This window comes from Sneathiella sp. HT1-7, from assembly GCF_020731145.1.
GTDB lineage: Bacteria > Pseudomonadota > Alphaproteobacteria > Sneathiellales > Sneathiellaceae > Sneathiella.
This window is the reverse complement of sequence record NZ_JAJFZN010000001.1, coordinates 493,196-519,898: the sequence shown is the minus strand read 5'-3', so window position 1 is coordinate 519,898 and position 26,703 is coordinate 493,196. Positions and strand designations below refer to the sequence as shown.

Here is a 26,703-nt window from a genome sequence, read left to right as displayed (position 1 = left end):
TGAACGATCGTTCCAATTATATATATGATTGGGTACTGATCACCTCCATCTACGCAAATATGTTGTTGATCTGTGAATGGCCTGCCCCGATTTTCTGCGCCCCTCGGGGTGGGCCGACTTCACCTCCCAGCTTGATAAAGTCCTCCTTTTATCCTTGAATGAATTTGGCTCATTAGTCATATAGACGATAGAGGAAAATTTTTTGAGGTGTAATACACAGATGACAGAGCAAACACATGAATTTCAGGCGGAGGTCGCCAAGCTTTTAGATATTGTGACGCATTCCCTCTACAGTGAAAAGGAAATTTTCTTGAGGGAGCTGGTCTCTAACGCTTCAGATGCCTGTGACCGGTTACGCTATGAAGCGTTGACAAATCCGGACCTGATCAAAGATGATCCGGAATTCAAAATTACTATCTCGATAGACGAAAAAGCCCGCACTTTGACGATTGAAGACAATGGCATCGGCATGTCTGAGCAGGACATGATCGATAACCTTGGCACGATCGCTCGTTCGGGTACTTCCAGGTTCTCCGAACAGTTGACAGGCGACGCCTCCAAGGATGTGACCCTGATCGGGCAGTTCGGCGTTGGCTTCTATTCCGCTTTCATGGTGGCGGATAAGGTGACGGTGACAAGCCGCCGGGCCGGGGAAGAGACAGCAACTGTATGGTCATCCGAAGGGCATGGATCATTCGCCGTCGAGCCGGGCACTAAGGAAACGCGCGGCACACAAATTGTCTTGCATATGCGTAAAGAGGCAAAAGAATATTTGGAGAGCGCCCGGCTTCGCCAGATTATCAAGACTTACGCGGATCACATCGCAATTCCGGTTATCCTGAAATCGGCAGCGCAAGGTGAGGAAGACGAAACGCTTAATAGCGCAAGCGCCTTATGGACCCGCCAGAAATCAGAGATAACGCCCGAACAATATACCGAATTTTACCATCATGTCGGGCAGGCTTTTGATACGCCGTGGCTGACATTACATAGCCGAGCAGAAGGGCGTATCGAATATACGATGCTTTTGTTCGTGCCGGAGCAACCCCCGTTTGACTTGTTCAACCCCGAACGTAAATCTCAGCTTAAACTCTATGTGAAGCGGGTTTTTATCACGGATGATTGTGAAGAGCTGATCCCGGCTTATCTGCGCTTCCTGCGCGGGGTTGTGGATTCAGAAGATCTACCGCTTAACGTCAGCCGTGAAATGTTGCAGCATAATCCGGTCCTGCAGAAAATCCGCAGCGGGTTGATCAAGAAGGTGCTTGGCGAGCTTGAGAAGAAAGCAACCAAAGACACGGAGAATTTTGCTAAATTCTGGGGTAACTTTGGCGCCGTCCTGAAAGAAGGAATATATGAGGATACCGTCAATGGAGAGCGCATTCTCAAAATGTCGCTTTTCAATAGCACCGGACAAGAGGAGCGTACTAACCTCGCAGACTATATCGGCCGGATGAAAGAAGGCCAGGACGCGATCTACTATATTACCGGTGAAGATCTTGAGGCGTTGAAGTCGAGCCCGCAGCTTGAAGGATTCGCGGCGAAGGGGATTGAAGTTCTGTTGCTTGCCGATGCCGTGGATAGTTTCTGGCTGAGTAGGGTGAATGAATTTGATGGGAAGCCCTTCAAATCAGTGACCCGGGGCGGCTCCGATCTCGATAAGATTGCCGATGCGGAAGAAAAAGCTGAAGAAACAGACAAAACGCCTCCCGGAGATATGGACAGCCTGATCGCCTTGTTTAAAACTGTGCTTGAGAACAAGGTAAAGGATGTCAGGATTTCGTCCCGTTTGACTGGAAGCCCTGTCTGCCTCGTCGCGGATGAGGGGGATATGGACATCCATCTTGAAAAATTGCTTAAAGCCCACAAACAGTTCGGCGCAAGTGATAATTTGCGCATTCTGGAAATAAACCCCAAGCATCCGTTAATCAAGAAGCTGGCAAAGAATGCTCAGAAGAATGGGTCTTCGACGTCCTTAGAAGACGCGGCGCTTCTTCTTCTTGATCAGGCGCATATTGTTGAAGGTGATCCGGTTGCAAACCCTGTTGCCTTTTCAAAACGCATGGCCGATTTCATGGCGAACAGCATTTCCAATTAAACGAGGAGGAGGCGAAAGCCTCCCACTCGAATTTTTCTAATACCGTCACGAAATACACCCTATGGTATTTTTTGATTGTATTATATACGCGCGATATCCAAGTAAGCTGTGATTGATCCAATAAACATTGTGTTGGCACATGCAACGGCTGCTTCAAATCTTTATTCTTATTAGTTCCCTGCCCGGATTTACCGCTTGCAGTGTTATTGATGATGTGCTGCTGACCGAGGAAGTCGGCGATTTTTCCCGCGGGGTTGTGGCGCTTTCAGCCATTATCACCAAAGAGTTCGCACTTGCCGAAGAGATAAATACTCTTGGCTTTACTGATAACCTGAAATTTCAGTTTGAACTGGGTGGTAACCCGGACACTAACTTAAAGCCCCTCTTCAGTGCCTCGGATACTGCCGCAAGGCAGAGCGTTTTAACGGCTCTCAATGGATATGCTGAAACCCTGGCAGCCGTTGCCTCGGGAAAATCGCTTTCTTCGGAATACTCTAAACTGGTCGGTACGGGGGGAAACTTGAAGGAGCTAAGCTCGGGAAATTTTAACCTGGCGCACTCTCTTTCATTTCTGGATTCAAATGAGCTCGTCAATGACATCAGTCTCTTTGGCAAACTGTTTATCTTGCCCGAGCGGGATAAGAAGTTGTTTCCAATCGTTGAAAAGGGAGGGACGGCGCTAAAAAAAATTGCCCTCCTTCTTTATTTTGATATCGGAGCCGTTTCCGATCAGTCCAGCAAATGCAGCTATACCTACCCGAAAAATGATTTTGAGACGGATATGTCGAGTTTGCGACTGTGCAAAGGCGGATTGCGGTCGATTGCCAACAACGCCATAAGATTTGATACGCATATATGGAAGGACAAGCTGGCCTATCTGAAGGCATCGGAAAATGATAGTGCAGATGTGCGTAGTTCGGCGATTGAGCGGCTTGTGTCGATCCAGAAACTGGGTCAGAACTTAGATTTACTGTTAAGTGAAACGCAAGCTACCTTGATTGCCATGGTCAAAGCGCATGAAACGCTTGAAACGACGCTAAAGGACGCTGAAGAATCCGCCAGCCCGCCTATTACTGCGACATCCAAATCTCTTCTCTTTCATGAAAAATTGCGTGGGCTCCTGGAGACCGCTGCGAAAGTCAAGAGTGCTATGTCGGCACTTTCCAGCGACAGCGAGTCAACGCAGAGTTTCCACTTGAATGCTTCCACACAATCTCATATCGGAGGAAGTAATGGCAAATAGTTATCGTGACGCTTTCGCTAAGTTGGAAAAGGCGCAAGCGGCGTTGAATACTCAAGACGTTTCTCAATTACCATCTTCACAATTGGCGAACCTGGAAAGATCGAAAGCCGCCGTCTATGGTGAAATACAGGCACTACAGGTCAAACAGATCGCGGAACGTGATGGCGACTATGCTGCTCTCACCACCGCATTTCGTGAGTGTAAATCGGAGCTGTCGGATCTTTCAAGCTGGGTATCGGAGAAAGAAGCAAGAGACCGCGCAATTTTTTCAATGCTGATCAAGGGCGTCAGTATTGCACTGTCCCTGCTTGTATAGTTATTTATCCATAATTTCATCAATGCGGCGTCGGGTGACACTGTATCCGGCCTCTTTCGGGATGAGAAGGAACTTTCCTTCGTCTGTGACTTCCATCTGAGGAAGGACTGTGAAGGTATCGGTTCCATGCGCGTTCATGACGGCGTCTTCACTGGAACTGAATCGGCTCAGCGCCTCGACATTCATGCGGGTCGGAAAAATCACCGTGTAATTTCCTTTATCGGCCTCTTCCATAATTTCCTGAGGGCCAACCCAGACTGAATCCACAGATTCTTCGCCATCATGCGCTGCAAGTTGATGTGGCGGTGCCTTGGCGATAAAGAAATGAGTATCGAAGCGTTTCGGCATATGCGTTGGCGTGATCCAATGCGCAAAATGACCCATAAGATCGGTTGCAAGTTCCAGGTTTTCAGCGCGCACCATATCCAGGATTGGCAGTTCACCGCTTTGAAGAGGCATCCTGTATTTTGCAGCAAGAGATTCCAGGCGGTCATGGGTGACAAGAGCGCCGGTTTCCCGGTTGCGAGCGAGCAAGATGTTGGCTTCCTCAAAACTTTCTCGGATTGACGCAATTTTAAAGGCGCGCAAAGAATCTTCTCCGCGTTCGTTCTCAGGCAAGTGATCGAGCAGTGCCGGGTCCATATCCCCCTTATCCACCTTGCCGCCCGGAAAAACCAGCGCACCAGAGGCAAAGTCAATCTGGTGATGACGGACCACCATGAAGACTTCAATTTTGTCATTTTTTTTGACGCAGTCACGGATCAGCAAAACCGTGGCAGCAGGTTTTAGGGGAACTTCTTTATTAGTCATAGAGCACCATTCTTATTCTTTTCGAACATAGTGCCTGAGAGTGAAGGGAGGATCAACTAAATGCTTTTATAGCATGACTTCCAGTGCGGCGAGGATAGGCCCATAGCCTTTCTCCTGAACGATCAAAGCGCAGCCATCCCGGCCTTCCGCGCGCATTTCCGCGAGGTTGAGGGCAACGGTTCTTTCATCGCCTGTCCATTCCCCAAGGGAGCGGATTTTCCGGACCACGTTGTGATAGGTAATAATCCGTCCGGTATTCTCACCCCGCTGGATATCAACATCTTTTGTGCGGTCAATATCTATGAGCCATACAGTTGCGTTGCCGGATCCCGACGGGAGTTTCACCTCTAGCTCGTCTCCGTTAAAGACCCATTCAAGCGCAAGATTTTTCGCGTGATCCGCGTACTTTTCGATTAAAGCGTTTACACCGCTCTGGTCAGAGCCGACAACATGGGCTTCCCCGCCAACAACCATTTGCGGTGTATATACATAGCGTGAATTAAATCGACCGCGATATTCCACCTGACGATCATCGTTATCGGGATTGCCAAAAACATCCTTCCAGCCGATATAATCCCAATAGGTTATGGCGAAGGAGAGTCCCATAACCGCCTCATTCTTGATGAGGTCACCGAGCAATTTGTCTGCCGGCGGACAGGAGCTACATCCTTGTGATGTATATAATTCCACGACAGTTGAAGGTTGATGCGCACTCTGGGCAAATGCGGTCGTCGTGCTGACCATCGCCATAAGAGCGACAGCGCAGATTAAAGCCAGATAATTGACGCATAATTTCTTCATGAAACATAGTTAGCTTATTCCAGCTTCACAGACAAATCACCTGTGAGTGAGACGTAAGTGAACGAAAAACGGCGGCCCTTTCGAACCGCCGTTTTTAGGAACTACTTTACTGTCGGAAATTAGCTTGCCGTCAGATTTCTCAGCACATACTGCAAAATACCGTCATGGCGGTAATATTCGACCTCATCCAGCGTATCAATGCGGCAAAGAAGGTCAATCTCCTGCGAAGAACCGTCTGTCCGCGTGATCTTGCAGGCGACATTCATGCGTGGTGTGATGCCACTCTCGATTCCAACGAGGTCAACTACTTCGCTGCCATCTAGGTTAAGCGTCTTGCGGGTAACTCCCTCCGGGAACTGGAGCGGTAGAATGCCCATTCCTACGAGGTTTGAGCGATGAATACGTTCAAAGCTTTCGGCGATAACAGCCTTGATGCCCAGAAGTAACGTGCCTTTCGCGGCCCAGTCACGGCTGGACCCTGTGCCATATTCCTTGCCGGCAAAAACAACGAGAGGCGTGCCCTCTTCACGGTATTTCACGGCGGCATCATATATCCACATTTGCGTTCCATCCGGCATATGCTTCGTGACACCACCTTCGGTGCCCGGCGCCACTTCGTTACGAAGCCGAATATTGGCAAAGGTACCGCGGGTCATGACCTGATCGTTACCGCGACGGGAGCCGTAGGAGTTGAAATCCTTAGGCGCGACCTGATGCGATTTCAGATATTCGCCGGCCGGGCCATCGGCCTTGATAGCGCCCGCAGGCGAAATATGGTCTGTTGTTACCGAATCGCCGAGAAGCGCTAAAACCCGAGCGCCATTAATATCCTCGAACGCCCCCGGTTCTTTTTGCATCCCTTCGAAATAAGGCGGATGCTGAACATAGGTCGAGGTGCTATCCCATGTATATGTCTGGCCTTCCGCAGTCTTAATTGATTTCCAAGTGTCGTCACCTGAGAAAACATCCGCATATTGGGTTACAAACATATCGCGAGTCACGGCATCACGCACTGTCTGATGCACTTCCGCATTGCTCGGCCAGATATCTTTCAGATAAACCGGGTTACCATCCTTGTCGTCGCCCAGCGAATCCTTTGTGATGTCGATATTGAGCGATCCTGCTATTGCATAGGCAACAACCAGCGGCGGTGACGCAAGATAGTTTGCCTTTGCTTGCGGGCTGACCCGGCCTTCAAAGTTGCGGTTTCCGGAAAGAACAGAACAGGCGACAAGTTCGCCTTCTGCAATGGCATCGGCAATCGCTGGAGCCACGGGACCGGAGTTGCCGATACAGGTCGTACAGCCATAGCCGACAAGGTTAAACCCGAGTGCATCCAGGTCATCCTGAAGGCCCGCTTTTTCGAGATAATCCGTCACTACTTTTGAACCGGGAGCGAGAGATGTTTTCACCCATGGCTTAACAGTTAAGCCTTTCGCGAGCGCATTGCGTGCGACCAGACCGGCCGCGAGCATCACATTCGGATTGGAGGTATTGGTGCAAGAAGTAATTGCTGCAATGATGACGTTACCATGACCGATTTTGTAATCGGCACCTGCGACTTGGATCTGTTTGTCCAGATCGCTGCTCGTTCCGGCCAGTTCCGGAAGTGCACCCTGAAAAGCGTTGGCCGCGTCTGCTAGCAAAACGCGGTCTTGCGGCCGTTTCGGACCGGCAAGGCTTGGCTCAACTGTTGAAATATCGAGTTCCAGCGATGCCGTGAATTCTGGATCGGGTGTATCATTGTCGCGCCACATGCCCTGAGCCTTGGCATAGGCTTCCACCAACTTGACGCGCTTTGGATCGCGTGCCGTGAAATTGAGGTAGTTGATGGTTTCAGCATCGATCGGGAAGAAGCCACAAGTCGCGCCATATTCAGGCGCCATGTTGGAAATGGTTGCCCGATCGGCAAGTCCAAGTTCCGCAATGCCGGGGCCATAGAATTCCACAAACTTGCCGACAACTCCCTGTGCACGCAGCATCTGCGTTACAGTCAGGACAAGGTCAGTTGCCGTCGTGCCTTCCTTCAGTTTGCCGGTTAGCTTGAAGCCGACAACTTCCGGGATTAACATGGAAATCGGCTGGCCGAGCATAACGGCTTCTGCCTCGATACCACCGACGCCCCAGCCAAGAACCGCGAGGCCATTGACCATAGTTGTATGGCTGTCCGTGCCGACCAATGTATCAGGATAGGCGACCTCACTGCCATTCTGGTCTTTTGTCGTCCAGACAGTCTGCGCGAGATATTCCAGATTGACCTGATGGCAGATACCGGTTCCGGGCGGCACAACGCGGAAATTGTTAAAGGCCTTCTGACCCCAACGCAGGAAAGCGTAACGTTCGCCGTTCCGTTCCATTTCCAGCTCAACATTCTGGCCGAAGGAGGCCGCGGTGCCGAACTTGTCGACCATTACGGAATGGTCAATTACGAGATCGCATTGGGCAAGAGGGTTAATCTTTTCTGCGTCGCCACCCAGTGCCACCATGGCATCGCGCATTGCGGCAAGGTCGACAACAGCAGGTACGCCCGTGAAATCCTGCATCAGGACGCGGGCCGGGCGGTAAGCGATTTCGCGATCCGCCTTGCGGTCTTTTAACCAGCCGGCAATCGCGCTCACATCTTCCGATGTAACCGTGCGGCCATCTTCGTGGCGCAGCAGATTTTCCAGCAGGACTTTCAGGGAAAAGGGAAGGCGGGAAACATCGCCGAGACCGGCTTTTTCAGCTTCCGGGATGCTGTAGTAGTCATATTTGTCGCCGTCGACATCGAGTGTGCGGCGAATGTTAAGGCTGTCGTGACCAGTTGTTGTCAACGTATCGCTCCTTGAAGGTAGGGGGAACGGGAAATGCCGGAACTGCGGCACCGGTTCTACAATGTGCGTTATGTGCCTTAAATTTGAAAAATTCTCAAGTACAAAGCTTCGGAACCGGCGTTTCTGGCATCATTATGTTGTATGTGACGTGTGATTGGTCCGCAAAAAGACGGTTCTATATATTTGCGAATCCGACTTTCTTGCTGTAGTCAGGGAAACAGGGCGACGCCCTAATTTTTGTCCTTTCGGAGTGATATGCCGCGAAAATGAGTTTTATCGCCCAAAATCTTGCCTGTCAGCGCGCCAATCAGCTGATTTTCGAGGACGTTTCATTCACACTGTCCGCCGGTGAGGCGATATGGGTCAAAGGTCGAAATGGCGCCGGTAAATCTTCACTGCTTCGGATATGCGGTCGGCTTCTGACCCCTTTTCGCGGACATGCCGAATGGCAAGGCAAGGATATTTTCAAGGACTATGATGGCTATGTCGGGCAATATCATTATCTTGGTCATCTGGACGCTCTTAAACATGCGATGACAGTTCGCGAAAACGTTCGGTTTTGGGCAAGCTTTCACGGGACAGCGAATGTCGCGATGGCTCTGGAGAAGTTTGAGCTTCAAGCGCTGGCGGATACTCCGACAGGCATGTTATCTCAAGGACAGAAAAAACGGACCAACCTTTCTCGGCTGGTTGCGTCGCCTGCAAAGCTCTGGATATTGGATGAGCCTTTGAGTGCGCTGGACCGGCATTACATTACGCTTTTTAAGGAACGGCTCCTTCGTCACCTGGACGATGGCGGCATGGCGTTGTTCGCAACTCATCAGGATATGGAACTGGATCGGGTCAAAATACTTGATCTTGATGAGACTGCCTCATGAGTCGCTTTATCCAACTTGTTGGCCGGGATATCCGGTTGGCGTTTCGGCAGGGCAGTGCGGTTACCCTCAGTCTTTCTTTCTTTGTCATTATTGTCGTGCTGTTTCCGCTCGGCGTTGGGCCGGAACTTGCGGTGCTGGCGAGGATAGGTCCCGGCGTTCTCTGGGTCGCGGCTTTGCTTTCATGTCTCCTGACTCTCGACCGGATGTTTCAGGCGGATTTCGAAGATGGCTCTCTCGACCTTTTGATCATCGGGCCTTTACCCACGGAAATTCTGGTGCTTGCCAAAGTTATTGCGCATTGGCTGACCTCCGTTCTGCCGCTAATTGTAATCGCGCCGATTCTGGGGCTATCTCTTAATCTTCCGGGAGACGGTATTTTCGCTTTAACCTTAGCTCTCCTGATAGGCACACCGACGTTGAGCTTGATCGGGGCAATGGGTGCTGCGCTTACTGTTGGAATGCGACGCGGCGGTGTTTTGTTGTCACTTTTGGTACTTCCTCTATATATACCGATATTGATATTTGGTGTTGCGGCTGTCGATGCCGCAATCGCCCAGCTTACTGTGGTCCCTCATCTATTTTTGCTTGGCGGCGTTTCGCTGGGTGCGTTGGTTGTTGGACCGTTGGCAGCGGCGGCAGGGTTGAGATTGTCTCTGTCATGAGGAACTTAGGAACTGAATTAAGTCATGGCCATTGATTTACATAAATATGCCAACCCCAAACGGTTTCTGGCAATCACAGCAGCGATCTATCCGTGGAGTGTCTGGCTGACCGTTATTCTACTGCTTGGCGGGCTTTATCTCAGCCTGTTCGTTGCTCCGCCGGATTATCAGCAGGGGGATACCGTGCGCATTATGTTCGTCCATGTCCCTGCCGCCTGGATGGCTTTGATGATTTACACGTTGATGGCGGTTAGTTCTGCGGTCGGTCTTATCTGGAAGCACCCGGTTGCTGATCTTACGGCGAAGGCGGCCGCGCCGATTGGGGCCTGCTTTACCTTCCTCGCGCTGGTAACCGGGTCTTTGTGGGGGCAGCCCATGTGGGGTACATTCTGGGTTTGGGATGCGCGGCTGACAAGCATGCTGATCCTGTTGTTCCTGTATCTGGGCTATATGGCAATCTGGGAGAGTTTTGACGATCCAACGAAGGCTGCAAAGGCGGCTGCCATTCTCGCGCTGGTCGGGGTTGTGAATATTCCGATTATCCGTTTCTCGGTGGATTGGTGGAATACACTGCATCAACCGGCAAGCGTTGCGACGATGGATGGCCCGAAAATTCACAGCACCATTCTTATTCCGCTGTTGGTTATGGGGCTTGCCTATACAGCCTTTTTTGTCATGGTGTTGATCATTCGGGTGAAGGCTGAAATCCTGAAACGCCGTCTTCACGTCCTACAGATTGCAGAGCTACGGGAAAGCTAAGGGAAGTTCGACTTTTTCTGATCGCGGCATTGTGACGCAGAATAGTCGTTCCGTTATGTATTTTAGGTGGGAAACAACTATATTCCTCCGAAACAAAAGGCTTTGAGGATCATATTGGATCAGGTTGCAACATTTTTTGATATGGGTGGGTACGGGCTATTTATTTGGCCTTGCTTTGCAATCTCCGCTCTTGCGCTGTTGATGCTGTATTTTTTCAGTCGCCGCCGCCTGACAATCGTCGAGCGTGAGCTTGCGTTGATAGAAGGTCGCCGGCATAAACGGGGCGGCCGGAAAGCAACGGCACCCGCCGGAGAGAGTCTGCAATGACCCGAAAGAAACGTCGGCTATATTTTGTCCTTGCGGGAATGTGTGTTCTCGGTATCGCTGCGGCGCTCGTGCTCACGTCATTCGAAGACAGCCTCGTATTCTTCAGAAGCCCCTCCGATCTTGTCGAAAAACCTATCGAACCTGGCCGCAATTTCCGACTTGGCGGTCTGGTGGAGGAAGGTAGTGTTGAGAAAAACGGCGTCATCACGCGCTTTAGTGTGACAGACCTGAATGAGGTGGTGCCGGTTACTTTTAAAGGGTTGCTTCCCGATTTATTCCGGGAGGGACAGGGCGTGGTGACGGAAGGTGCCTTCAACGAAGAGGGAGTATTCGTCGCAACCAACGTCCTTGCCAAGCATGACGAAAATTATATGCCGCCGGAGGTTGCGGACGCGCTCAAAAAAGCCGGGCAGTGGCAACCGGAGGATGGTGGCTGATGGTTGCAGAAATTGGTCAGTTCGTCCTAATTTTGGCACTGATAACGGCGGTATTTCAAGGCATTTTTCCGCTTATCGGGGCAGCACGAAACAGTCAACCTATGATGCGGTTCGCGAATAATGCCGCTTTTGTTCAATTCGCGGCCATTGCCGGAGCTTTTATCTGTTTAACGATTGGTTATGTCGCCAGCGATTTTTCGATTTTGAATGTGGCGAACAATTCCCATTCCCTAAAACCCATGCTTTATAAAATAAGCGGCGTTTGGGGAAATCATGAGGGGTCGCTCCTGCTTTGGAGTTTGATTCTGGCGCTCTTTGGATTAGCCGTTGCGGCGTTTGGTCGTAACCTGCCTGATACCCTGAAGGCACGTGTTCTTTCTATTCAGGGGTTAATCGGCGTCGGCTTCCTGATGTTTATCCTGTTTACCTCCAATCCGTTTGAGAGGCTCGATCCGGCCCCGCTTGACGGAAGTGGTCTTAATCCGTTGTTGCAGGACCCCGGCCTCGCCTTTCATCCACCGTTTCTTTATCTTGGTTATGTTGGCCTGTCTGTCACCTTCTCTTTCGCCATTGCCGCTCTGATTGAGGGGAGGGTAGATCCCGCCTGGGCGCGTTGGGTGCGCCCTTGGACGCTTGCCGCTTGGGGGTTTTTGACGATCGGAATTGCTCTGGGATCTTGGTGGGCCTATTACGAGCTTGGCTGGGGCGGTTGGTGGTTCTGGGATCCGGTCGAAAACGCATCGTTTATGCCTTGGCTTGCGGCAACCGCATTGCTGCATTCCGCAATCGTCGTTGAAAAACGAGATGCCCTCAAAAACTGGACAATATTGCTGGCGATTGTCGCGTTCAGTTTAAGTCTGCTCGGCACTTTCCTTGTTCGTTCGGGCGTGTTGAATTCCGTACATGCCTTTGCATCCGATCCGGCGCGAGGGATCTTTATCTTGATCTTTCTGATCTTTGTGATTGGTGGATCGTTGCTGCTTTATGGAATTCGTGCGCCGCAAATGAAGGGCGGCGGTCTCTTTTCCCCAATTAGCCGGGAGGGGGCATTGGTTCTCAATAACCTGTTGCTTTCCACTGCGACAGCGACGATTTTATTGGGAACGCTTTACCCGATTTTTCTGGATGCCTTCACCGGTGCCAAGGTTTCCGTTGGACCGCCCTATTTTGAGGCTACTTTCCTTCCCCTTGCCATCCCGCTCGTAATCGCCATGGCGTTCGGTCCCTTCTTTGCCTGGAAGCGCGGAGATCTTGCCGGAGTCATTTCACGGCTTAAGTTTGCGCTTCTTGTTTCGTTTGTATTAGTTGGGTTTACCTGGTGGCAGCAGACGAATACGCCGGTTATGTCGCTTGTTGGTTTGGGGCTCTTTGCCTGGGTGTTTGTCGGATCGTTGCTTGAGTGGTCGGAGCGCATCAAGCTTTTCCGCGGACCTTTGGCAAGCAGCTGGCGGCGGATGAAACAACTTCCCAGAAGCGCCCACGGCATGACAGTTGCTCATATCGGCGTTGCTTTGGTTATTTTAGGGATCACCGCGTCAGAAACCTGGCAGTCGGAGCATCTCGGGGTAATGCGGCCGGGAGAAATTGTCTCCGTTGGCGGATATGATTTCCGCTTTGATGGCGCGGAAACGATTGCCGGGCCCAACTATGACGCCGTCCGTGGTACCTTCCTTGCCTCAACCGGGAGTAATAAGGGTGTTTACCTGTATCCGGAACAGCGGCGCTATACCACCCCGCCAATGGATACGACTGAGGCCGCCATCCGGCCCATGCTCAGTGCGGATCTTTATACGGTAATTGGAGAGGAAGATGGCACAGGCGGTTATGCTGTCCGCATATATCACAAGCCCTTTATCTCCTGGATATGGATAGGTTCTTTTGTCATGTTCCTTGGCGGGGCGCTGAGCCTGAGTGATCGGCGTTTGCGTCTTGGCGCGCCGCGCCGCGCTCGCCGTAAGGAAACCGCTAGCCCGGATTTGTCGGGCGCGAAAGGTTAGATTGATGCGGTTTCGGTTTCTTATCCCTGTACTGACTTTCTCCGGTATCGCCGCGGTGATGTGGTATGCACTTTTTAATTTGAACCCAACGGAAATTCCGACGGAGTTGGTCAGTAAACCAGCGCCCGAGTTTGCATTGGAACCTGTACCTGGCTACGGGCCGGGCTTGGCGCAAACGGATCTCGCGACGGGGAAAGTTGTCTTGCTGAATGTCTTCGCGTCCTGGTGTGTTGCTTGTATGGCGGAGCATCCCTTCTTCATGGAATTGAAGACGCAGGATACAGTCGATATCTACGGCTTGAACTATAAGGATACGCCCGAGGCCGCCGCGCAATGGCTCGCACGTCACGGAAATCCATATAAACGCACTGGCATGGATCTGAAAGGCCGGGTTGGTATTGATTTCGGCGTTTATGGGGTTCCGGAAACCTTTATCATCAGTCCTGATGGTAAAATTCTCGATAAAATTATTGGGCCGGTCAGCAGGGATATGTTTGAAAGCCGCATCCTCCCGCTTTTAAATGAGGCAGGATCGTGATGTCATTCCTCCGTCCGGTAATGCTGGCCATGGTGCTTGTGCCTTTAATCGTCATTTCTGCGTCGGCTGTCTTTATTGAGAAAAAACTGGAGGACCCGGCACAGGAGGCACGCGCAAGAGACATTTCTGGCGAAATCCGCTGTCTAGTATGCCAGAACCAGTCAATTCTCGATAGCAACGCGGACCTTGCGAAAGACCTTCGTCAGATTGTCAGGGAACGGATCGCCTTCGGGGAAACGGACGATGAGGTCAGAGCGTTCCTAGTCGCTCGCTTTGGGGATTGGGTTCTTCTCGACCCGCCATTTAAAATGACCACTCTATTTCTTTGGCTTGGTCCTGCGCTGATCTTCCTTCTTGGTGCTTTTGCAATGCTTGTTTTTCTGCGAAGCCGCAATCGCGAGGTTGATGGGGAGAAATCCATCAAGCTTTCCGCGGAGGAAGAAACGAAAATCAACGAGTTGTTGAATTCGGATGAGCCCGGGAAAAACGCATGATCTGGATCGTTTTTTCGATAATCCTGCTTGTCGTGATTATTATTCTTGTCTGGCCTTTCCTGCGCGAAGGCCGCGATTTGCGCGATCATGCGGATCAGGGGCTTGAGGTCTACAAACAGCAATTGGATGAACTCGCGTCCGATGTCTCACGCGGTATTGTTGGCAAGGCAGAGGCTGAGTCCATGGGAGTGGAAATCAAGCGGCGCATGCTCCGTATGGGACGGTTGGATGAAAAAGTGTCCTCCTACTCGGGGCGGCAGGTCGGTTGGCCGATCGCTTTGGTTCTTGCAATTTCAGTCCCGGCCATTTCATTTGCGCTTTATGCCGACCTTGGGTCGCCGAACACCTCCGCCCGACCTTTGATGGCCCGCAATATCGAGGCGGAGAGAGCGGCACTTGAAACACAGGACGTTAAAGTCTTGATCCAGCGGCTTGTTGATGCGCTGAAGGCGCAGCCGGATAATCTCGACGGCTGGGTTCTGCTGGCCCGGACGTTAACCCGTCTGGAGCGATATAATGAAGCCGCGGAAACTTATATGAAAGCGACCCTGCTTGCTCCGAACTCTGCAGAGCTTTTTATTGGGGCGGGTGAAAACTACTATTTTGCATCAGACGGGACAATCACGCCGGCCGCGGAAGAGGCGTTCGAGGCTGCGGCGACGCTGAACCCCAATAATCCGGGTGCGCGTTATTACCTTGCCCTTCGCGATGCGCAGGCTGGGGATCCGTCGGGCGCACTCAAAAGTTGGATCGCGCTTTATGAGGAAAGCCCGGCAGATGCCCCTTTCATGCCAGTTCTCGCGCGACGGATTGAACAGACCGCCGAAGAAACCAACACTGATATTGGTGATCTCTTCGATCAGAAGATCGCAGCGGTAGAACAAGCCGGTCCGAGTTCCGAGGATATTGAGGCAGCGGCAGAGATGTCGCCAGAAGATCGACAGGAAATGATAGCTTCAATGGTGGATCGACTGGCCACGCGCATGGAAGAGGCTCCGGATTATGAAGGACTTATGCGGCTAGGGCAGGCCTATCGCACGCTTCAGAATTATAAGAGTGCTGCCGATGCTTACGCTCGAGCCCGCGCTTTGAAACCTGACGATTTAGAGGCGCTTCAGGCAGAAGCACTCTCACATGTTCAGGCGGCAGGCGATACGGGTGTACCTCCTGCTTCTGCAGTTGAACTATACCGAATGGTTCTTGATCAAAACCCGGATCATCCCCAGGCTCTTTGGTATCTTGGTGTTGCCGAAGCCGCGAGCGGAAATAATGCCGAGGCAATCCATATATGGGCCCGGCTTCAGGCCGTGACAGAAACAGGAAGTGCCGTGAACACCGCCGCGGCGGAGGCAATAAAGAGCCTTTCCGGCGCGAACAAAAATTGATACCGTTACGCTTTAACGGATGGAAAGAAATTAGCCCGTGGCGTCTATAAATCCTGATGATTATGCCTTTGAGCGCAAGATCCCCGCTGACGACAATATGGAACGTCATGTCTGTGCTGATTGCGGCTGGATACATTACGATAATCCAAAGGTAGTTGTGGGCTCCGTTGTTACATTTGAAGATAAGTTTCTGCTCTGTAAGCGGGCGATCAATCCGCGTAAAGGCTTTTGGACGTTGCCCGCCGGATATCTTGAGCAAAATGAAACCACGGCCGATGGGGCGATGCGTGAGGCGTTCGAGGAGGCAAACGCCAAAATACGAATACGCGACCTTCTTGCTCTTTATAGCGTTACCCATATTAGCCAGGTTCAGGTTATGTATCGTGCGGTGCTGGATAGACCGGAGTTTTCTGCCGGGCCGGAATCGCTGGAAGTTCGTCTTTTTGATTGGGATGATATCCCTTGGAACGATCTTGCCTTTCCTACTGTTTATTGGGCACTACATCAGTATAGACAGATAAAAGATTCTAAGTATTTTGCGCCGTTCTCCAATGCGGAGGGGGAAATGCTTGAAAAATCATATGAGATTTTACGTCGCTAACAGGCTTATTTGAGGATTTCTAGAATGAACAAAACAATGGCAATCGTAGCGATGGGCGTCGCGTTTGTGCTCGCAGGCGCGACAAATTTGCAGGCAGGTCTGCTCGACAAGCTGCAAAAGACGATCACCGATACGACATCGTCTTCTTCGGGCGGATCCAGCAGCGGTGCGGCGAGTAATCTATCAACCAGCCAGATCACGGAGGGTTTGAAAGAGGCGCTCAAGGTCGGCACGGAAACGGTGGTTGGCCAGATTGGGACAACAGACGGATATAACGGCGATCCAGCGATCCATATCCCGTTGCCCGAGAAAATGCAGCAAGCACAGTCATTGTTAAAGAAATTTGGCCTCTCCGGCATGGCGGATGAGTTGGAGGAACGGCTGAACAGAGGTGCGGAAGCTGCGGCTCCCAAGACCAAGGAAATTATCTATAACGCCATTTCTGAAATGACCCTTGAAGACGCGCAAGGGATATATAGCGGCCCTGATGACGCGGCGACGCAGTATTTCCGCAAAGTCACCACAGCAGATTTGACAGAGACTGTCCGCCCGATTATCGAACAGTCATTGCAGGATGTTGGCGCGATTACGGCTTATGATAATCTTGTGTCACAATATAAAACCTACCCCCTTGTACCGGATATCAAGTCTGACCTGACGGGCCATGCGACGGAACAGGCGTTGGAAGGTTTGTTTTACTACCTTGCACAGGAAGAGGCAGCCATCCGCAATGATCCGGTCAAACGGACAACGGAAATTCTGACTACAGTATTCGGGAACTAGGTGAGCGCCTCTTTCAGGTAATCCGTGATCAGCGTTTCATAGCGGGGAAGTGATTTATAGTCGCGCATGTCTGTTTCCATAGTCTGAAGACCATGGAGCAGGCATTCAGCGCGATTGCGATCTACGCATATTTCGGCAAGGCTGTTGTTGAAAATGCGGATCGTAAAGAGGACATCCCCACTGTTACCGAGACGTTGGAGGGTTTGCCGCTCCACGCGGAAAAAAATCTTTTCGCCAATATTTTCTGGAGTTATTGAACAGTCAACAGGCCGTTCGTGACGCCACCAGCCGGGTTGAAAAAGAGCATTGCTGTCATAGAGGCCCCAGTTAAACCGCTCTACCTTCTTGCCAGGCTTCAGGTTACGAAAGAACCGGTCTATTGGACTCCCCAATCGGTCATTCAATCCGGGTACGGGCTGGTGAATAGTCTGCATAGGTCGGCCGACCTTTTCAGCAAGGTTCCAGCCAGTTGGAAAGCAAACACAGGCGGCAGCCAGGATATAGCCTTCTGGAGCTTCTCGCATCAGGACAAGATCTTCCTGAACCATCAAAGCCGCTTGGGCTAGCGGGCTTGGTTCTTCTCCCAACGTCTCAGCTGGAGTTACCCTTGAATGATGTGTGGCGAGATCTTCCGAGATCAGACGATATATATGCTGTTGCGCTTGATCAGTGCCAGCGGTCTCGGCAAAAACCTGATCACGATAGTCGCCTAATAGGCGGCGCTTTTCCGTAATATCCTTTGCATATTGGTTATCGATATCAAGGAAGGATCGGTCCCTTAACGCCTGCAATCCCATCGTCAGGCGGAAATCCGTGCCATCGAGAGGAAAGTAACGGAAGGTCATGTGTCCGTGTCGGCTTTTTCCTGATTCATGTGGCGTGTGATCATAGGTACCTGCGCGACGAAAAAGAGGAAGGTCGCGGCGGTGAAGCCGAATACCTTGATATTTACCCAAAGCTCCGTCGAAACGCTACGCCAGATAATTTCATTGGCGATAGCCATGAGAAGGAAGAAGGAAGCAAGGCGTATGGTCAGTTTTTTCCAGCCGTCATTATCAAGATCCCAGAAGTTGTCGAACAGGACTTTGACAAAGGATTTTCCAAGAATCAGCCCGGCGAATAGGATGACAGAAAAAATAGCGTAAATAATCGTCGGCTTCATCTTGATGAAGGTTTCATCATTCAAATAAAGCGTCAGCCCGCCGAAGACCATCACGACAACCGCTGTGACCAGGGGCATCATGGGGAGGCTTCGGGTATAGTAATATGATGTCGCGAGGGCGATCAGCGTCGTGATCATAATGGCGCCCGTCGCAATAAAAAGATCGCCAAAATAGTAGGCGGCGAAGAAAACCAGGATCGGCCCCAACTCCGTCGCCGGTTTCAGCCCCTTTGGCATTGCTCTTTCAGTCGCCATCTTTATATGGTCCTTTTTAAGTGTCTCCGGCACCTGACAGGGCGCGGGCAAAATCATTTGCGGCGAAGGGTTGCAGGTCGTCTTCGCTTTCGCCAACGCCAATGGCATGAACAGGCAGGCCGAATTTGTCGGCGATCGCGACCAGCACACCGCCCCGTGCCGTTCCATCAAGTTTTGTCATCACCAGACCGGTAACGTTACAGATTTTTCCAAAAATCTCCACCTGGCTCAAAGCATTCTGGCCCGTAGTGGCATCCAGCACGAGAAGACAAGAATGCGGCGCATCGGGTTCAAGCTTTTTTATAACCCGAAGAATTTTTTCAAGCTCGGCCATCAGGTCGGATTTATTCTGTAATCTTCCGGCAGTATCGATCAGTAACAGATCAGCGCCATCTGCTTTCGCTTTTTCAACCGCACTAAAGGCAAGGCCTGCTGCATCGCCGCCCACCTTCGTGGTGATCACGTCGCACCCTGTGCGCTGGCCCCAGATTTGAAGTTGTTCCACCGCGGCCGCGCGGAAGGTATCACCGGCCGCGAGAACTACTTTCTTGCCTGCCGCCCTATATTGCTTGGCGAACTTGCCGATAGTTGTTGTCTTGCCGGAGCCGTTGACACCAACGACCAAAACAACGTGAGGCTTGCGGCTTTCATCAAGGACGAAAGGCGCGGCCACTGGATCAAGAATGGCTGTGACTTCTTCCGCAAGCGCAGCGCGGATTTCCTCAGGAGCGATTTCCTTGTCATATCGGGTTTTAGCAATATTGGCCGAGATGCGGGCGGCTGTTGCGACGCCGAGGTCCGCGCTAATCAGTAGTTCCTCCAACTCCTCAATTACGTCATCGTCAAGCTTGCGCTTGGTGAAGATATCGGTGATCCCGCCTGAAATTGCAGAAGAGGAACGTTTTAGTCCGTCACGCAGGCGACTGAACCAGCCTTTTTTTTCTTTTGTTTCGCTCATTGGTCCTTATTCTCGGCAAGTTCTGCAAAAACTTTTTGACCGTTCGTGCCAGTAATTCTGACCGGGATAATTTCGCCACCGATTGCCGAGAAGTTAAACTCAACCGGTGCATAATGGCGTGTCCGTCCCGTCGTTTCATTCTCAACGAGGACGGATTGCTCGGTCCCGACGAGGCTCTTTAGAAATTGCGCAAGATTATGGTCGCCTGCGGTACGGAGATCAGCCGCACGCGCTTTTCGGATGTCTCCCGGAACCTGTGGCATTTTTGCGGCAGGTGTACCGGGGCGCGCTGAATAAGGGAAGACATGCATATAGGCGATGTCACATTCCTCAATCAGCTTGAGGCTGTTGACCGCCATCTCGTCAGTTTCGGTCGGGAAGCCCGCAATGATATCCGCGCCGAAAACAACTTCTGGGCGGAGCCGACGCGCCTTTTCAACAAAGGCATAGACGTCATCGCGAAGATGTCGCCGTTTCATTCTTTTAAGCACCATGTCATCGCCCGCCTGGAGACTAATATGCAGATGCGGCATCAGACGCGGTTCGGTCTCGATCAGTCGCCAAAGATCATCATCCACTTCCACAGGATCGAGGGAGGAAAGACGAAGCCGCTCCATTTCCGGCACTGCGGCAAGAAGGCGGCGGCACATCTGCCCGAGGGTTGGAGAGCCGGGTAAATCCTCGCCATAGGCGGTTATATCAACGCCGGTCAGGACAAATTCCTTGTATCCATTCCCGGTGAGGGAGCGAGCCTGGTCAACAATCGCGCCTATGGGCACGGACCGACTATTGCCGCGGCCATAAGGAATGATACAGAAGGTGCAGCGATGGTTGCAGCCATTCTGGATTTGCAGGAAGGCACGGGCGCGGCCATCGAATCCTTCGATAAGATGCCCCGCCGTTTCCTCGGCTGACATGATGTCATTGACCTGCATCCGCTCCGCCTGCTCCAGCCCGAAGGACTGCTGCTCCAGCTTCTCTATATTGCCGAGAATCTGGTCAACCTCCGGCATGGAGGCGAATTGTTCAGGAGTCGTCTGCGCGGCGCAGCCGGTGACGATAATTTTGGCGTCGGGATGCTCCCGGCGCGCTTTGCGCACAGCCTGTCGCGCTTGACGTTCTGCTTCGTTCGTCACGGCGCAGCTGTTGATGATGATCGCGTTTGTCAGCCCCGCTGACATTGCATGACCGCGCATCACTTCGGATTCGTAAGTATTCAGGCGGCAGCCGAAGGTGATGATTTCGGGCGCGGCAAGCGGCTTGATCTCACCCATTACGCTGCCCCTTTCAAAAGATCGGGGCCTAGGACGCCGCGATAGGATGTCGCGATGGGGCCGCCCATAAAAACATGTCCCTTGTCGCCAATCCGCATATCAAGCGGGCCACCGTTCAGGTGCAATGTTGCCTCTTTTCCTGCTATGCCTCTTTGATTTGCTGCCACCATTGTGGCGCAGGCCGCGGATCCGCAGGCGAGCGTAATGCCAACACCGCGTTCCCAAACGCGCAAGCGGATATCACCATTGGCCATCTTGCTGGCAATGCTGATATTGGCTTTCTCGGGAAAGAGCGGGTCTGTCTCAGCAATTGGTCCCCATTTTTCAAGGTCAACGACGTCGGCGTCCTCAACAAAGAATACCGCGTGGGGATTGCCCATGTTCACGCCAACCGGATCATTTAGCGGGCCGATGGTGAGGTTGATATGCGTCGTATCCTCCTCTCGGGAGAGGGGGATATCCCGCCAACCCAGATTCGGCGTTCCCATGTCGATCACAATGTGATGACGGTCCTCGGTCGTTCCGGCTAGAAATCCCGCCCTGGTCTCTATTGTGACGGCATTCTTATCCGCTTCCTCCATGAGGAGATGGGCGACGCAACGGGTGGCATTTCCGCATGCCTCGGCCTCGCTGCCATCGGAATTGTAGATACGCATAAAGATATCAGCATTCTTCGCTGTCGGTTCCATGACAATCAACTGGTCATATCCCACGCCCCGATGCCTATCCGCAATGGCACGGAGCGCTGGTCCTGAGAGGTCAGGCAGCGTCGCCCGTCCGTCAATGATGACGAAATCATTGCCAAGGCCATGCATCTTTATAAAGGGTATCTGTTCCATACCCCGCGATATAGGCGTTTCGGTGCCTTCGGTCCAGCACATTTATCATAGTGGATTGGTGGTTATGCTTGACTTATGATGGGGTCTATGGCTAATTCCAGCCAATCACGACAATCGAGTCGCAACATACAAGTGCCGTAATAGGCATCCGCCAGCCCGCGAGTTTCGCGCCCTGGCGTTTTTTGCGTTGTTTGGCTTAGTTGTCAGAATTAGGATTTTGAACGGGTTTAGAGCCGAATGTTTGAAAGTTTGACAGGCAGACTGGGTGATGTACTTGGGCGATTGACCAAGCGCGGCGCACTCACGGAAGCAGACGTCACGGAAGCGTTGCGCGAAGTCCGCGTTGCTCTCCTTGAGGCGGATGTTGCGCTGCCCGTTGTCAAAAGCTTTATCAAACGCGTAAAGACCAGAGCGGTGGGCACGGAAGTTCTGAAGTCCGTCAATCCAGCGCAGATGGTGATTAAGGTTGTCCATGACCAGCTGATCGAAATGCTGGGATCGGAACAGCAGGAGCTTAATCTCGTCGCGGTTCCGCCAGTTGTCTATATGATGGTCGGCCTGCAGGGTTCCGGTAAAACCACCTCTACAGCGAAAATCGCCAAATGGCTGACCGAAAAGCAGAGCAAAAAGGTCATGATGGCCTCTCTCGACGTGCGTCGCCCCGCCGCTCAGGAGCAGCTCAAGATTCTTGGCGAGCAAACAAATATTGCGACCCTGCCGATCATTGAAGGGCAAATGCCGGTCGATATTGCGAAGCGTGCCGTTCAGTCGGCGAAGCTGCAGGGCATTGATGTGGTTCTGCTCGATACTGCGGGCCGACTTCATGTAGACGAATCCCTGATGGCTGAAATGGACGCCGTCCATAAGGAAAGCCATCCGACGGAAACCCTGCTGGTTGTCGACAGCCTGACAGGTCAGGATGCGGTCAATGTGGCCGAACAGTTCAAGTCGCGTGTTGATGTTACCGGTATTGTCATGACCCGGATAGATGGCGACGGACGCGGTGGTGCGGCACTGTCCATGCGCGAAGTGACGGGCTGCCCGATCAAGCTTCTTGGTACTGGCGAAAAGCTGGATGAACTGGAGGCTTTTCATCCTGACCGTATTGCTAACCGCATTCTTGGTATGGGCGATATTGTCTCGCTGGTTGAAAAGGCCGCCGAGACGATCGAGAAGGACGAGGCTGAAAAACTTGCCCTTAAAATGCAGAAGGGCATGTTCGATCTTGATGATCTGGCGAGCCAACTGCGCCAGATGCGTAAAATGGGCGGCATGAACAGCCTTGTTGGCATGCTGCCGGGCGTCGGCAAAATGAAAAAACAACTGGATGCCGCCAATCTTGACGACAAGTTACTGGTTCGTCAGGAAGCGATGATCCAGTCGATGACGCCGAAGGAACGGCGCAACCCGCAAATTATTGCTGCGTCCCGCAAGAAGCGTATTGCGGCGGGATCAGGCATGTCAGTTCAGGATGTCAACCGTCTGCTCAAGCAACATAAGCAGATGGCAGGTATGATGAAAAAAGTGAAGAAGCTTGGCAAAAAAGGCATTGCACGCGGAGGCATGCAGGGGCTTTTGCCGCCAGGAATGAAGTTATAAATGAATTCGAGTTTGTTAAAGGAAAGAACGTAATATGGCACTTAAAATTCGCCTTACCCGTCAGGGCGCAAAAAAGCGTCCCTTCTATCGTGTCGTTGTTGCTGAAGCCAGCAGCCCGCGTGATGGACGGTATATTGAGCGTCTGGGCACATACAACCCGATGCTGCCGAAGGATGATGAAAACCGCGTGTCCCTGAATGGGGAGCGGATCCAGTACTGGATCGGCAATGGCGCAAAGGCAACTGATCGTGTAGCGCATTTGATGGCAACTGCAGGTCTAGGCGAGAAACCAGTTCGCAACAACCCGGAAAAAGCCAAGCCAAAAGCCAAGGCGCAGGAACGGCTGAAGGAGCAGGAAGAAGCACGTCAGACCGCAAAGGAAGCTGAGGCAGAAGCCGCAGCCGCCCCTGCCGAAGAGGCAGCACCGGTTGAGGAAGCTGCCGCTGAAGAGGCTCCTGCAGAGGAAGCGGATCAGAAGGCTGAGGCCTAAGGGCGTATTCTTGTGCCTGAGGTGGGAATGCTGCTGATGGGCGTAGTCGTCGGGGCCAAAGGCATCAAGGGCGAAGTGAAGATCAAAAGCTTCACTGAAAACCCGGAAGATGTTGGTGCTTATGGCCCTTTGATGGATGCATCCGGAAAAATGACCTTCAATCTGAAGATAGTTGGCCTAAGCAAAGGTTTGCCGGTGGCGCGGATTAAGGGTATATCAGATCGCAACGCGGCCGAGGCCCTGAAAGGGACGCAGCTTTACGTGTCGCGGGACAGATTGCCCGAAACGAAAGAAGAGGAAGAATACTATCATGCGGACCTGATCGGTTTGCCGGTATTCTTTCAGGACGGAACGAAATTTGGCATTATTCTACGCCTGCATGATTTTGGCGCAGGGGATATGCTGGAGATTGTGCCTGAGGGGAAAGGCGAAAAGGCGGCGGTCTTGGTTCCTTTCACCGTCGAGATGGTGCCGGAGGTTGATATTTCCGGGGGGCGGGTTGTCGTTGAGTTAGGTGAGGACTTTTTTGAAGTTCCGGAAAACCCGGAGAGTGCGGCGAAGCCGTAACGCGGATCGAGATGGGAAAAGGGAATAGCGGATGGTTTGGACCGCCCATATTTTAAGCCTTTTCCCGGAGATGTTTCCGGGGCCGTTGGGCCTAAGCCTGGCGGGCAAGGGACTTGAAGAGAAAGCCTGGGACCTGACGGTCAGAGATATTCGCGATTTTGCCATTGGCAAGCACCGCAATGTTGATGACAGTCCTTTTGGTGGCGGCGCCGGAATGGTGATGCGACCGGATGTATTAGGCCCGGCGATTGATGCGGCTCTTGCAGCGTCCGAAGATGTTACGCGGGTGATCTATTTTAGCCCCCGTGGCCGGGTCATGGATCAGGCCTTTGTTCGGGAACTGGCGGACGGGCCGGGCGCGGTTATGGTTTGCGGCCGCTTCGAAGGTGTGGATCAGAGGGTTTTGGAAACCCGCAACGTGGAAGAAGTCAGCCTTGGCGACTTCATCCTGTCCGGCGGCGAGATTGCGGCGTTGGCGTTATTGGATGCGGTGGTTCGCCTGCTGCCCGGTGTTACCGGGAACAGTGAGTCGCTGGAAGAAGAAAGTTTTGCGGATGGGTTATTGGAATATCCCCATTACACCCGTCCACCGGTCTGGGAAGACCGGGCGGTCCCGGAAGTTCTGCTTTCGGGACATCATGAGAAAATCAAGGAGTGGCGACTTCGCCAGTCCGAAGAGTTGACCAAGGAACGAAGGCGGGACCTGTGGGACCGTCGGAAGCGTAATTTTTGATAAAAGGGTGAAAGCCATGAATACGGTTGAAAAGCTAGAGCAAGAGCAAATCGAGAAACTCACCGCAGAACGTCCTGTGCCTGAGTTTCGCCCCGGGGATTCCCTTCGGGTGCATGTGAAGGTTGTCGAGGGCACGCGTGAGCGTATCCAAGCCTTTGAAGGTGTCTGTATTGCCCGTAACGGCGGCGGCATCAATGCGAACTTCACAGTTCGGAAAATTTCCTACGGTGAAGGTGTTGAGCGTATTTTTCCGCTCTATTCTCCGCGTATCGACCGTATTGAAGTGATCCGTCAGGGCGTTGTGCGTCGGGCGAAGCTTTATTACCTTCGCGAACTGCGTGGTAAGAAAGCCCGTATCCGCGAACGCCGTGAAGACCGTTACGCCAGCAAAAGTGGCGAATAGTTCGCCGATTGATGTGCCTGCGGAATATGAATGAATAAGAAAATTTGACGAATTGCGAGGATAGAAAATGGGAACCCCTAGAACCTTGTACGATAAAATCTGGGACAGTCACGTTGTGGATCAACTGGAAGACGAAGCCTATATTCTATACATCGACCGTCATCTTGTTCATGAAGTAACCAGCCCGCAGGCCTTTGAAGGGTTGCGTGTCGCGGGGCGCAAGGTTCGCCGCCCCGACGCAACTTTTGCGGTTGCCGACCATAATGTCCCGACCAAGGATATCGAAAAGGGAATAACCGACCCCGAAAGTAAGCTTCAGGTAGATACACTGGAAGCAAACACGGCGGAATTCGGCATTCCCTATTTCTCCATGACTGATGACCGGCGCGGGATTGTGCATATCATCGGGCCGGAGCAGGGATTGACCCTGCCGGGCATGACAATCGTATGTGGTGATTCCCATACCTCGACCCATGGTGCTTTTGGTTCTCTGGCGCATGGCATCGGAACCTCCGAAGTTGAGCATGTGCTGGCCACCCAGACACTGGTTCAGGAAAAAGCCAAGAACATGCGGGTAACCGTCAGTGGTGATTTACCTCCCGGTGTGACAGCGAAAGATATTGCCCTTGCCATTATTGGCAAGATTGGAACGGCGGGCGGCACCGGTCATGTGATCGAATATGCTGGTGATGCTATCCGCGCGCTTTCCATGGAAGGGCGGATGACGCTCTGTAATATGACGATCGAGGCGGGCGCCCGGGCCGGACTGATTGCGCCCGACGAAACCACTTTTGAATATATCAAGGGTCGCCCTTATGCCCCAAAGGCCGGCACGTACGAGCAGGCCGTCGCGTATTGGAAGACGCTGAATTCTGACGAGGGCGCGTATTTCGATACGGAGGTGGAACTCGACGCGAGTGAGTTGATTCCGTATGTGACATGGGGCACCAGCCCGGAAGACGCGCTGCCAATCACAGGCTCAGTCCCTGCGCCCAGTGATTTTGCGGATGAGGGCAAGCGCGGTGCGGCTGAGCGGGCGCTTAAATATATGGGCCTGACGGCCGGCATGAAGCTTTCCGATATCGAAGTCGATCACGTTTTTATCGGCTCCTGCACTAATGGCCGGATCGAAGACTTGCGTGCTGTCGCGAAAATTGTTGAGGGCAAGAAAGTCAAGGATACAGTGAACGCGATTATCGTTCCGGGATCCGGACTGGTCAAAATTCAGGCAGAAGACGAAGGTCTCGACAAGATATTCGAGGCCGCGGGATTTGAATGGCGTCAGCCGGGTTGTTCCATGTGTCTGGCCATGAACCCGGACAAGCTCGCGCCGGGTGATCGTTGTGCGTCAACGTCCAACCGGAACTTTGAGGGGCGTCAGGGACAAGGCGGACGGACCCATCTGGTGAGCCCTGCGATGGCCGCAGCTGCGGCCGTGACCGGTCATCTGACAGACGTGCGGGACCTGGGATAAGGAATAA

General features: G+C 52.4%; 28 protein-coding genes. 20 read left to right on the top strand and 8 right to left on the bottom strand.

What is annotated here, in order from left to right; translation table 11 throughout:
- Positions 1 to 220: 220 nt before the first annotated feature.
- The 3 genes from htpG to LKE13_RS02510 all read left to right on the top strand — a co-directional run bounded on the left by htpG (position 221) and on the right by LKE13_RS02510 (position 3,657).
- Positions 221 to 2,098 carry a molecular chaperone HtpG gene (htpG, locus tag LKE13_RS02520; RefSeq protein WP_227948120.1) on the top strand — a complete coding sequence of 626 codons (1,878 nt, stop codon included), beginning with the start codon at positions 221 to 223 and terminating at the stop codon, positions 2,096 to 2,098.
- A gap of 214 nt (positions 2,099 to 2,312) precedes the next feature.
- Positions 2,313 to 3,341, top strand: a complete 1,029-nt coding sequence (locus LKE13_RS02515; protein WP_227948119.1) for a hypothetical protein — start codon at positions 2,313 to 2,315, stop codon at positions 3,339 to 3,341.
- Entirely contained in the window at positions 3,331 to 3,657 is a 327-nt protein-coding gene (locus LKE13_RS02510) for a hypothetical protein (protein WP_227948118.1), read from the top strand. Before LKE13_RS02515 ends, LKE13_RS02510 begins: the two co-directional genes overlap by 11 nt.
- Here LKE13_RS02510 and LKE13_RS02505 read toward each other — a convergent pair whose 3' ends face one another.
- The 3 genes from LKE13_RS02505 to acnA all read right to left on the bottom strand — a co-directional run bounded on the left by LKE13_RS02505 (position 3,658) and on the right by acnA (position 8,081).
- Positions 3,658 to 4,467: an NUDIX hydrolase gene (locus LKE13_RS02505; protein WP_227948117.1), complete on the bottom strand. Its 810-nt coding sequence runs from the start codon at positions 4,465 to 4,467 to the stop codon at positions 3,658 to 3,660. It lies immediately after the preceding gene.
- A gap of 66 nt (positions 4,468 to 4,533) precedes the next feature.
- A complete protein-coding gene (locus LKE13_RS02500) occupies positions 4,534 to 5,268 on the bottom strand; it encodes a DUF1223 domain-containing protein (protein WP_227948116.1) in 735 nt (244 codons plus the stop codon).
- A gap of 119 nt (positions 5,269 to 5,387) precedes the next feature.
- Positions 5,388 to 8,081, bottom strand: a complete 2,694-nt coding sequence (gene acnA, locus LKE13_RS02495) for an aconitate hydratase AcnA (protein WP_227948115.1) — start codon at positions 8,079 to 8,081, stop codon at positions 5,388 to 5,390.
- A gap of 266 nt (positions 8,082 to 8,347) precedes the next feature.
- Between acnA and ccmA the strand changes: the two genes are divergently transcribed.
- The 11 genes from ccmA (at position 8,348) to LKE13_RS02440 (ending at position 16,942) form a co-directional block, all read left to right on the top strand.
- Positions 8,348 to 8,959, top strand: coding sequence for a heme ABC exporter ATP-binding protein CcmA (ccmA, locus tag LKE13_RS02490; RefSeq protein WP_227948114.1), 612 nt, complete (start codon positions 8,348 to 8,350; stop codon positions 8,957 to 8,959).
- Positions 8,956 to 9,621 carry a heme exporter protein CcmB gene (ccmB, locus tag LKE13_RS02485; protein ID WP_227948113.1) on the top strand — a complete coding sequence of 222 codons (666 nt, stop codon included), beginning with the start codon at positions 8,956 to 8,958 and terminating at the stop codon, positions 9,619 to 9,621. The genes ccmA and ccmB overlap by 4 nt, the downstream gene beginning before the upstream one ends.
- Before the next feature lie 24 nt (positions 9,622 to 9,645).
- Positions 9,646 to 10,380 carry a heme ABC transporter permease gene (locus LKE13_RS02480; RefSeq protein ID WP_227948112.1) on the top strand — a complete coding sequence of 245 codons (735 nt, stop codon included), beginning with the start codon at positions 9,646 to 9,648 and terminating at the stop codon, positions 10,378 to 10,380.
- A gap of 114 nt (positions 10,381 to 10,494) precedes the next feature.
- Entirely contained in the window at positions 10,495 to 10,707 is a 213-nt protein-coding gene (gene ccmD, locus LKE13_RS02475; RefSeq protein ID WP_227948111.1) for a heme exporter protein CcmD, read from the top strand.
- Positions 10,704 to 11,144: a cytochrome c maturation protein CcmE gene (ccmE, locus tag LKE13_RS02470; protein ID WP_227948110.1), complete on the top strand. Its 441-nt coding sequence runs from the start codon at positions 10,704 to 10,706 to the stop codon at positions 11,142 to 11,144. Before ccmD ends, ccmE begins: the two co-directional genes overlap by 4 nt.
- Positions 11,144 to 13,141, top strand: coding sequence for a heme lyase CcmF/NrfE family subunit (locus LKE13_RS02465; RefSeq protein WP_227948109.1), 1,998 nt, complete (start codon positions 11,144 to 11,146; stop codon positions 13,139 to 13,141). Before ccmE ends, LKE13_RS02465 begins: the two co-directional genes overlap by 1 nt.
- 4 nt (positions 13,142 to 13,145) lie before the next feature.
- Positions 13,146 to 13,679: a DsbE family thiol:disulfide interchange protein gene (locus LKE13_RS02460; RefSeq protein WP_227948108.1), complete on the top strand. Its 534-nt coding sequence runs from the start codon at positions 13,146 to 13,148 to the stop codon at positions 13,677 to 13,679.
- The gene (locus LKE13_RS02455; protein ID WP_227948107.1) at positions 13,679 to 14,173 is read left to right on the top strand and encodes a cytochrome c-type biogenesis protein CcmH; all 495 of its coding nucleotides are present in this window, start codon (positions 13,679 to 13,681) and stop codon (positions 14,171 to 14,173) included. Before LKE13_RS02460 ends, LKE13_RS02455 begins: the two co-directional genes overlap by 1 nt.
- Positions 14,170 to 15,558: a c-type cytochrome biogenesis protein CcmI gene (gene ccmI, locus LKE13_RS02450; RefSeq protein ID WP_227948106.1), complete on the top strand. Its 1,389-nt coding sequence runs from the start codon at positions 14,170 to 14,172 to the stop codon at positions 15,556 to 15,558. Before LKE13_RS02455 ends, ccmI begins: the two co-directional genes overlap by 4 nt.
- A gap of 37 nt (positions 15,559 to 15,595) precedes the next feature.
- On the top strand, positions 15,596 to 16,159 hold the full coding sequence (locus LKE13_RS02445) for an NUDIX hydrolase (RefSeq protein WP_227948105.1): 564 nt from the start codon (positions 15,596 to 15,598) through the stop codon (positions 16,157 to 16,159).
- 24 nt (positions 16,160 to 16,183) lie between these two features.
- On the top strand, positions 16,184 to 16,942 hold the full coding sequence (locus tag LKE13_RS02440) for a DUF4197 domain-containing protein (protein WP_227948104.1): 759 nt from the start codon (positions 16,184 to 16,186) through the stop codon (positions 16,940 to 16,942).
- Here LKE13_RS02440 and LKE13_RS02435 read toward each other — a convergent pair.
- Genes LKE13_RS02435 through dapF form a run of 5 tightly spaced genes read right to left on the bottom strand, consistent with a single transcriptional unit; the run spans position 16,939 to position 21,430 of the window.
- Positions 16,939 to 17,787, bottom strand: coding sequence for a heme-dependent oxidative N-demethylase family protein (locus LKE13_RS02435; protein WP_227948103.1), 849 nt, complete (start codon positions 17,785 to 17,787; stop codon positions 16,939 to 16,941). The two genes, LKE13_RS02440 and LKE13_RS02435, sit on opposite strands and share 4 nt — an antisense overlap.
- Complete coding sequence (locus LKE13_RS02430; RefSeq protein WP_227948102.1) at positions 17,784 to 18,359, bottom strand: septation protein A; 576 nt, start codon at positions 18,357 to 18,359, stop codon at positions 17,784 to 17,786. Before LKE13_RS02430 ends, LKE13_RS02435 begins: the two co-directional genes overlap by 4 nt.
- 16 nt (positions 18,360 to 18,375) lie before the next feature.
- Positions 18,376 to 19,317 (bottom strand): signal recognition particle-docking protein FtsY, encoded by a 942-nt coding sequence (gene ftsY, locus LKE13_RS02425; RefSeq protein WP_227948101.1) that lies wholly within the window; start codon positions 19,315 to 19,317, stop codon positions 18,376 to 18,378.
- Positions 19,314 to 20,591 (bottom strand): tRNA (N(6)-L-threonylcarbamoyladenosine(37)-C(2))-methylthiotransferase MtaB, encoded by a 1,278-nt coding sequence (mtaB, locus tag LKE13_RS02420; protein ID WP_227948100.1) that lies wholly within the window; start codon positions 20,589 to 20,591, stop codon positions 19,314 to 19,316. Before mtaB ends, ftsY begins: the two co-directional genes overlap by 4 nt.
- Positions 20,591 to 21,430, bottom strand: coding sequence for a diaminopimelate epimerase (gene dapF, locus LKE13_RS02415; RefSeq protein WP_227948099.1), 840 nt, complete (start codon positions 21,428 to 21,430; stop codon positions 20,591 to 20,593). Before dapF ends, mtaB begins: the two co-directional genes overlap by 1 nt.
- Positions 21,431 to 21,667: 237 nt before the next feature.
- Between dapF and ffh the strand changes: the two genes are divergently transcribed.
- The 6 genes from ffh (at position 21,668) to leuC (ending at position 26,696) form a co-directional block, all read left to right on the top strand.
- Positions 21,668 to 23,029, top strand: coding sequence for a signal recognition particle protein (ffh, locus tag LKE13_RS02410; protein ID WP_227948098.1), 1,362 nt, complete (start codon positions 21,668 to 21,670; stop codon positions 23,027 to 23,029).
- Between the two features lie 34 nt (positions 23,030 to 23,063).
- Positions 23,064 to 23,519, top strand: coding sequence for a 30S ribosomal protein S16 (gene rpsP / locus LKE13_RS18845; RefSeq protein WP_415776478.1), 456 nt, complete (start codon positions 23,064 to 23,066; stop codon positions 23,517 to 23,519).
- A gap of 12 nt (positions 23,520 to 23,531) precedes the next feature.
- On the top strand, positions 23,532 to 24,086 hold the full coding sequence (gene rimM, locus LKE13_RS02400; protein ID WP_227948097.1) for a ribosome maturation factor RimM: 555 nt from the start codon (positions 23,532 to 23,534) through the stop codon (positions 24,084 to 24,086).
- Positions 24,087 to 24,117: 31 nt separating this feature from the next.
- The gene (gene trmD, locus LKE13_RS02395) at positions 24,118 to 24,819 is read left to right on the top strand and encodes a tRNA (guanosine(37)-N1)-methyltransferase TrmD (protein ID WP_227948096.1); all 702 of its coding nucleotides are present in this window, start codon (positions 24,118 to 24,120) and stop codon (positions 24,817 to 24,819) included.
- A gap of 16 nt (positions 24,820 to 24,835) precedes the next feature.
- Positions 24,836 to 25,222 carry a 50S ribosomal protein L19 gene (rplS, locus tag LKE13_RS02390; RefSeq protein WP_227948095.1) on the top strand — a complete coding sequence of 129 codons (387 nt, stop codon included), beginning with the start codon at positions 24,836 to 24,838 and terminating at the stop codon, positions 25,220 to 25,222.
- Positions 25,223 to 25,289: 67 nt separating this feature from the next.
- On the top strand, positions 25,290 to 26,696 hold the full coding sequence (gene leuC, locus LKE13_RS02385) for a 3-isopropylmalate dehydratase large subunit (RefSeq protein WP_227948094.1): 1,407 nt from the start codon (positions 25,290 to 25,292) through the stop codon (positions 26,694 to 26,696).
- Positions 26,697 to 26,703 lie beyond the last annotated feature (7 nt).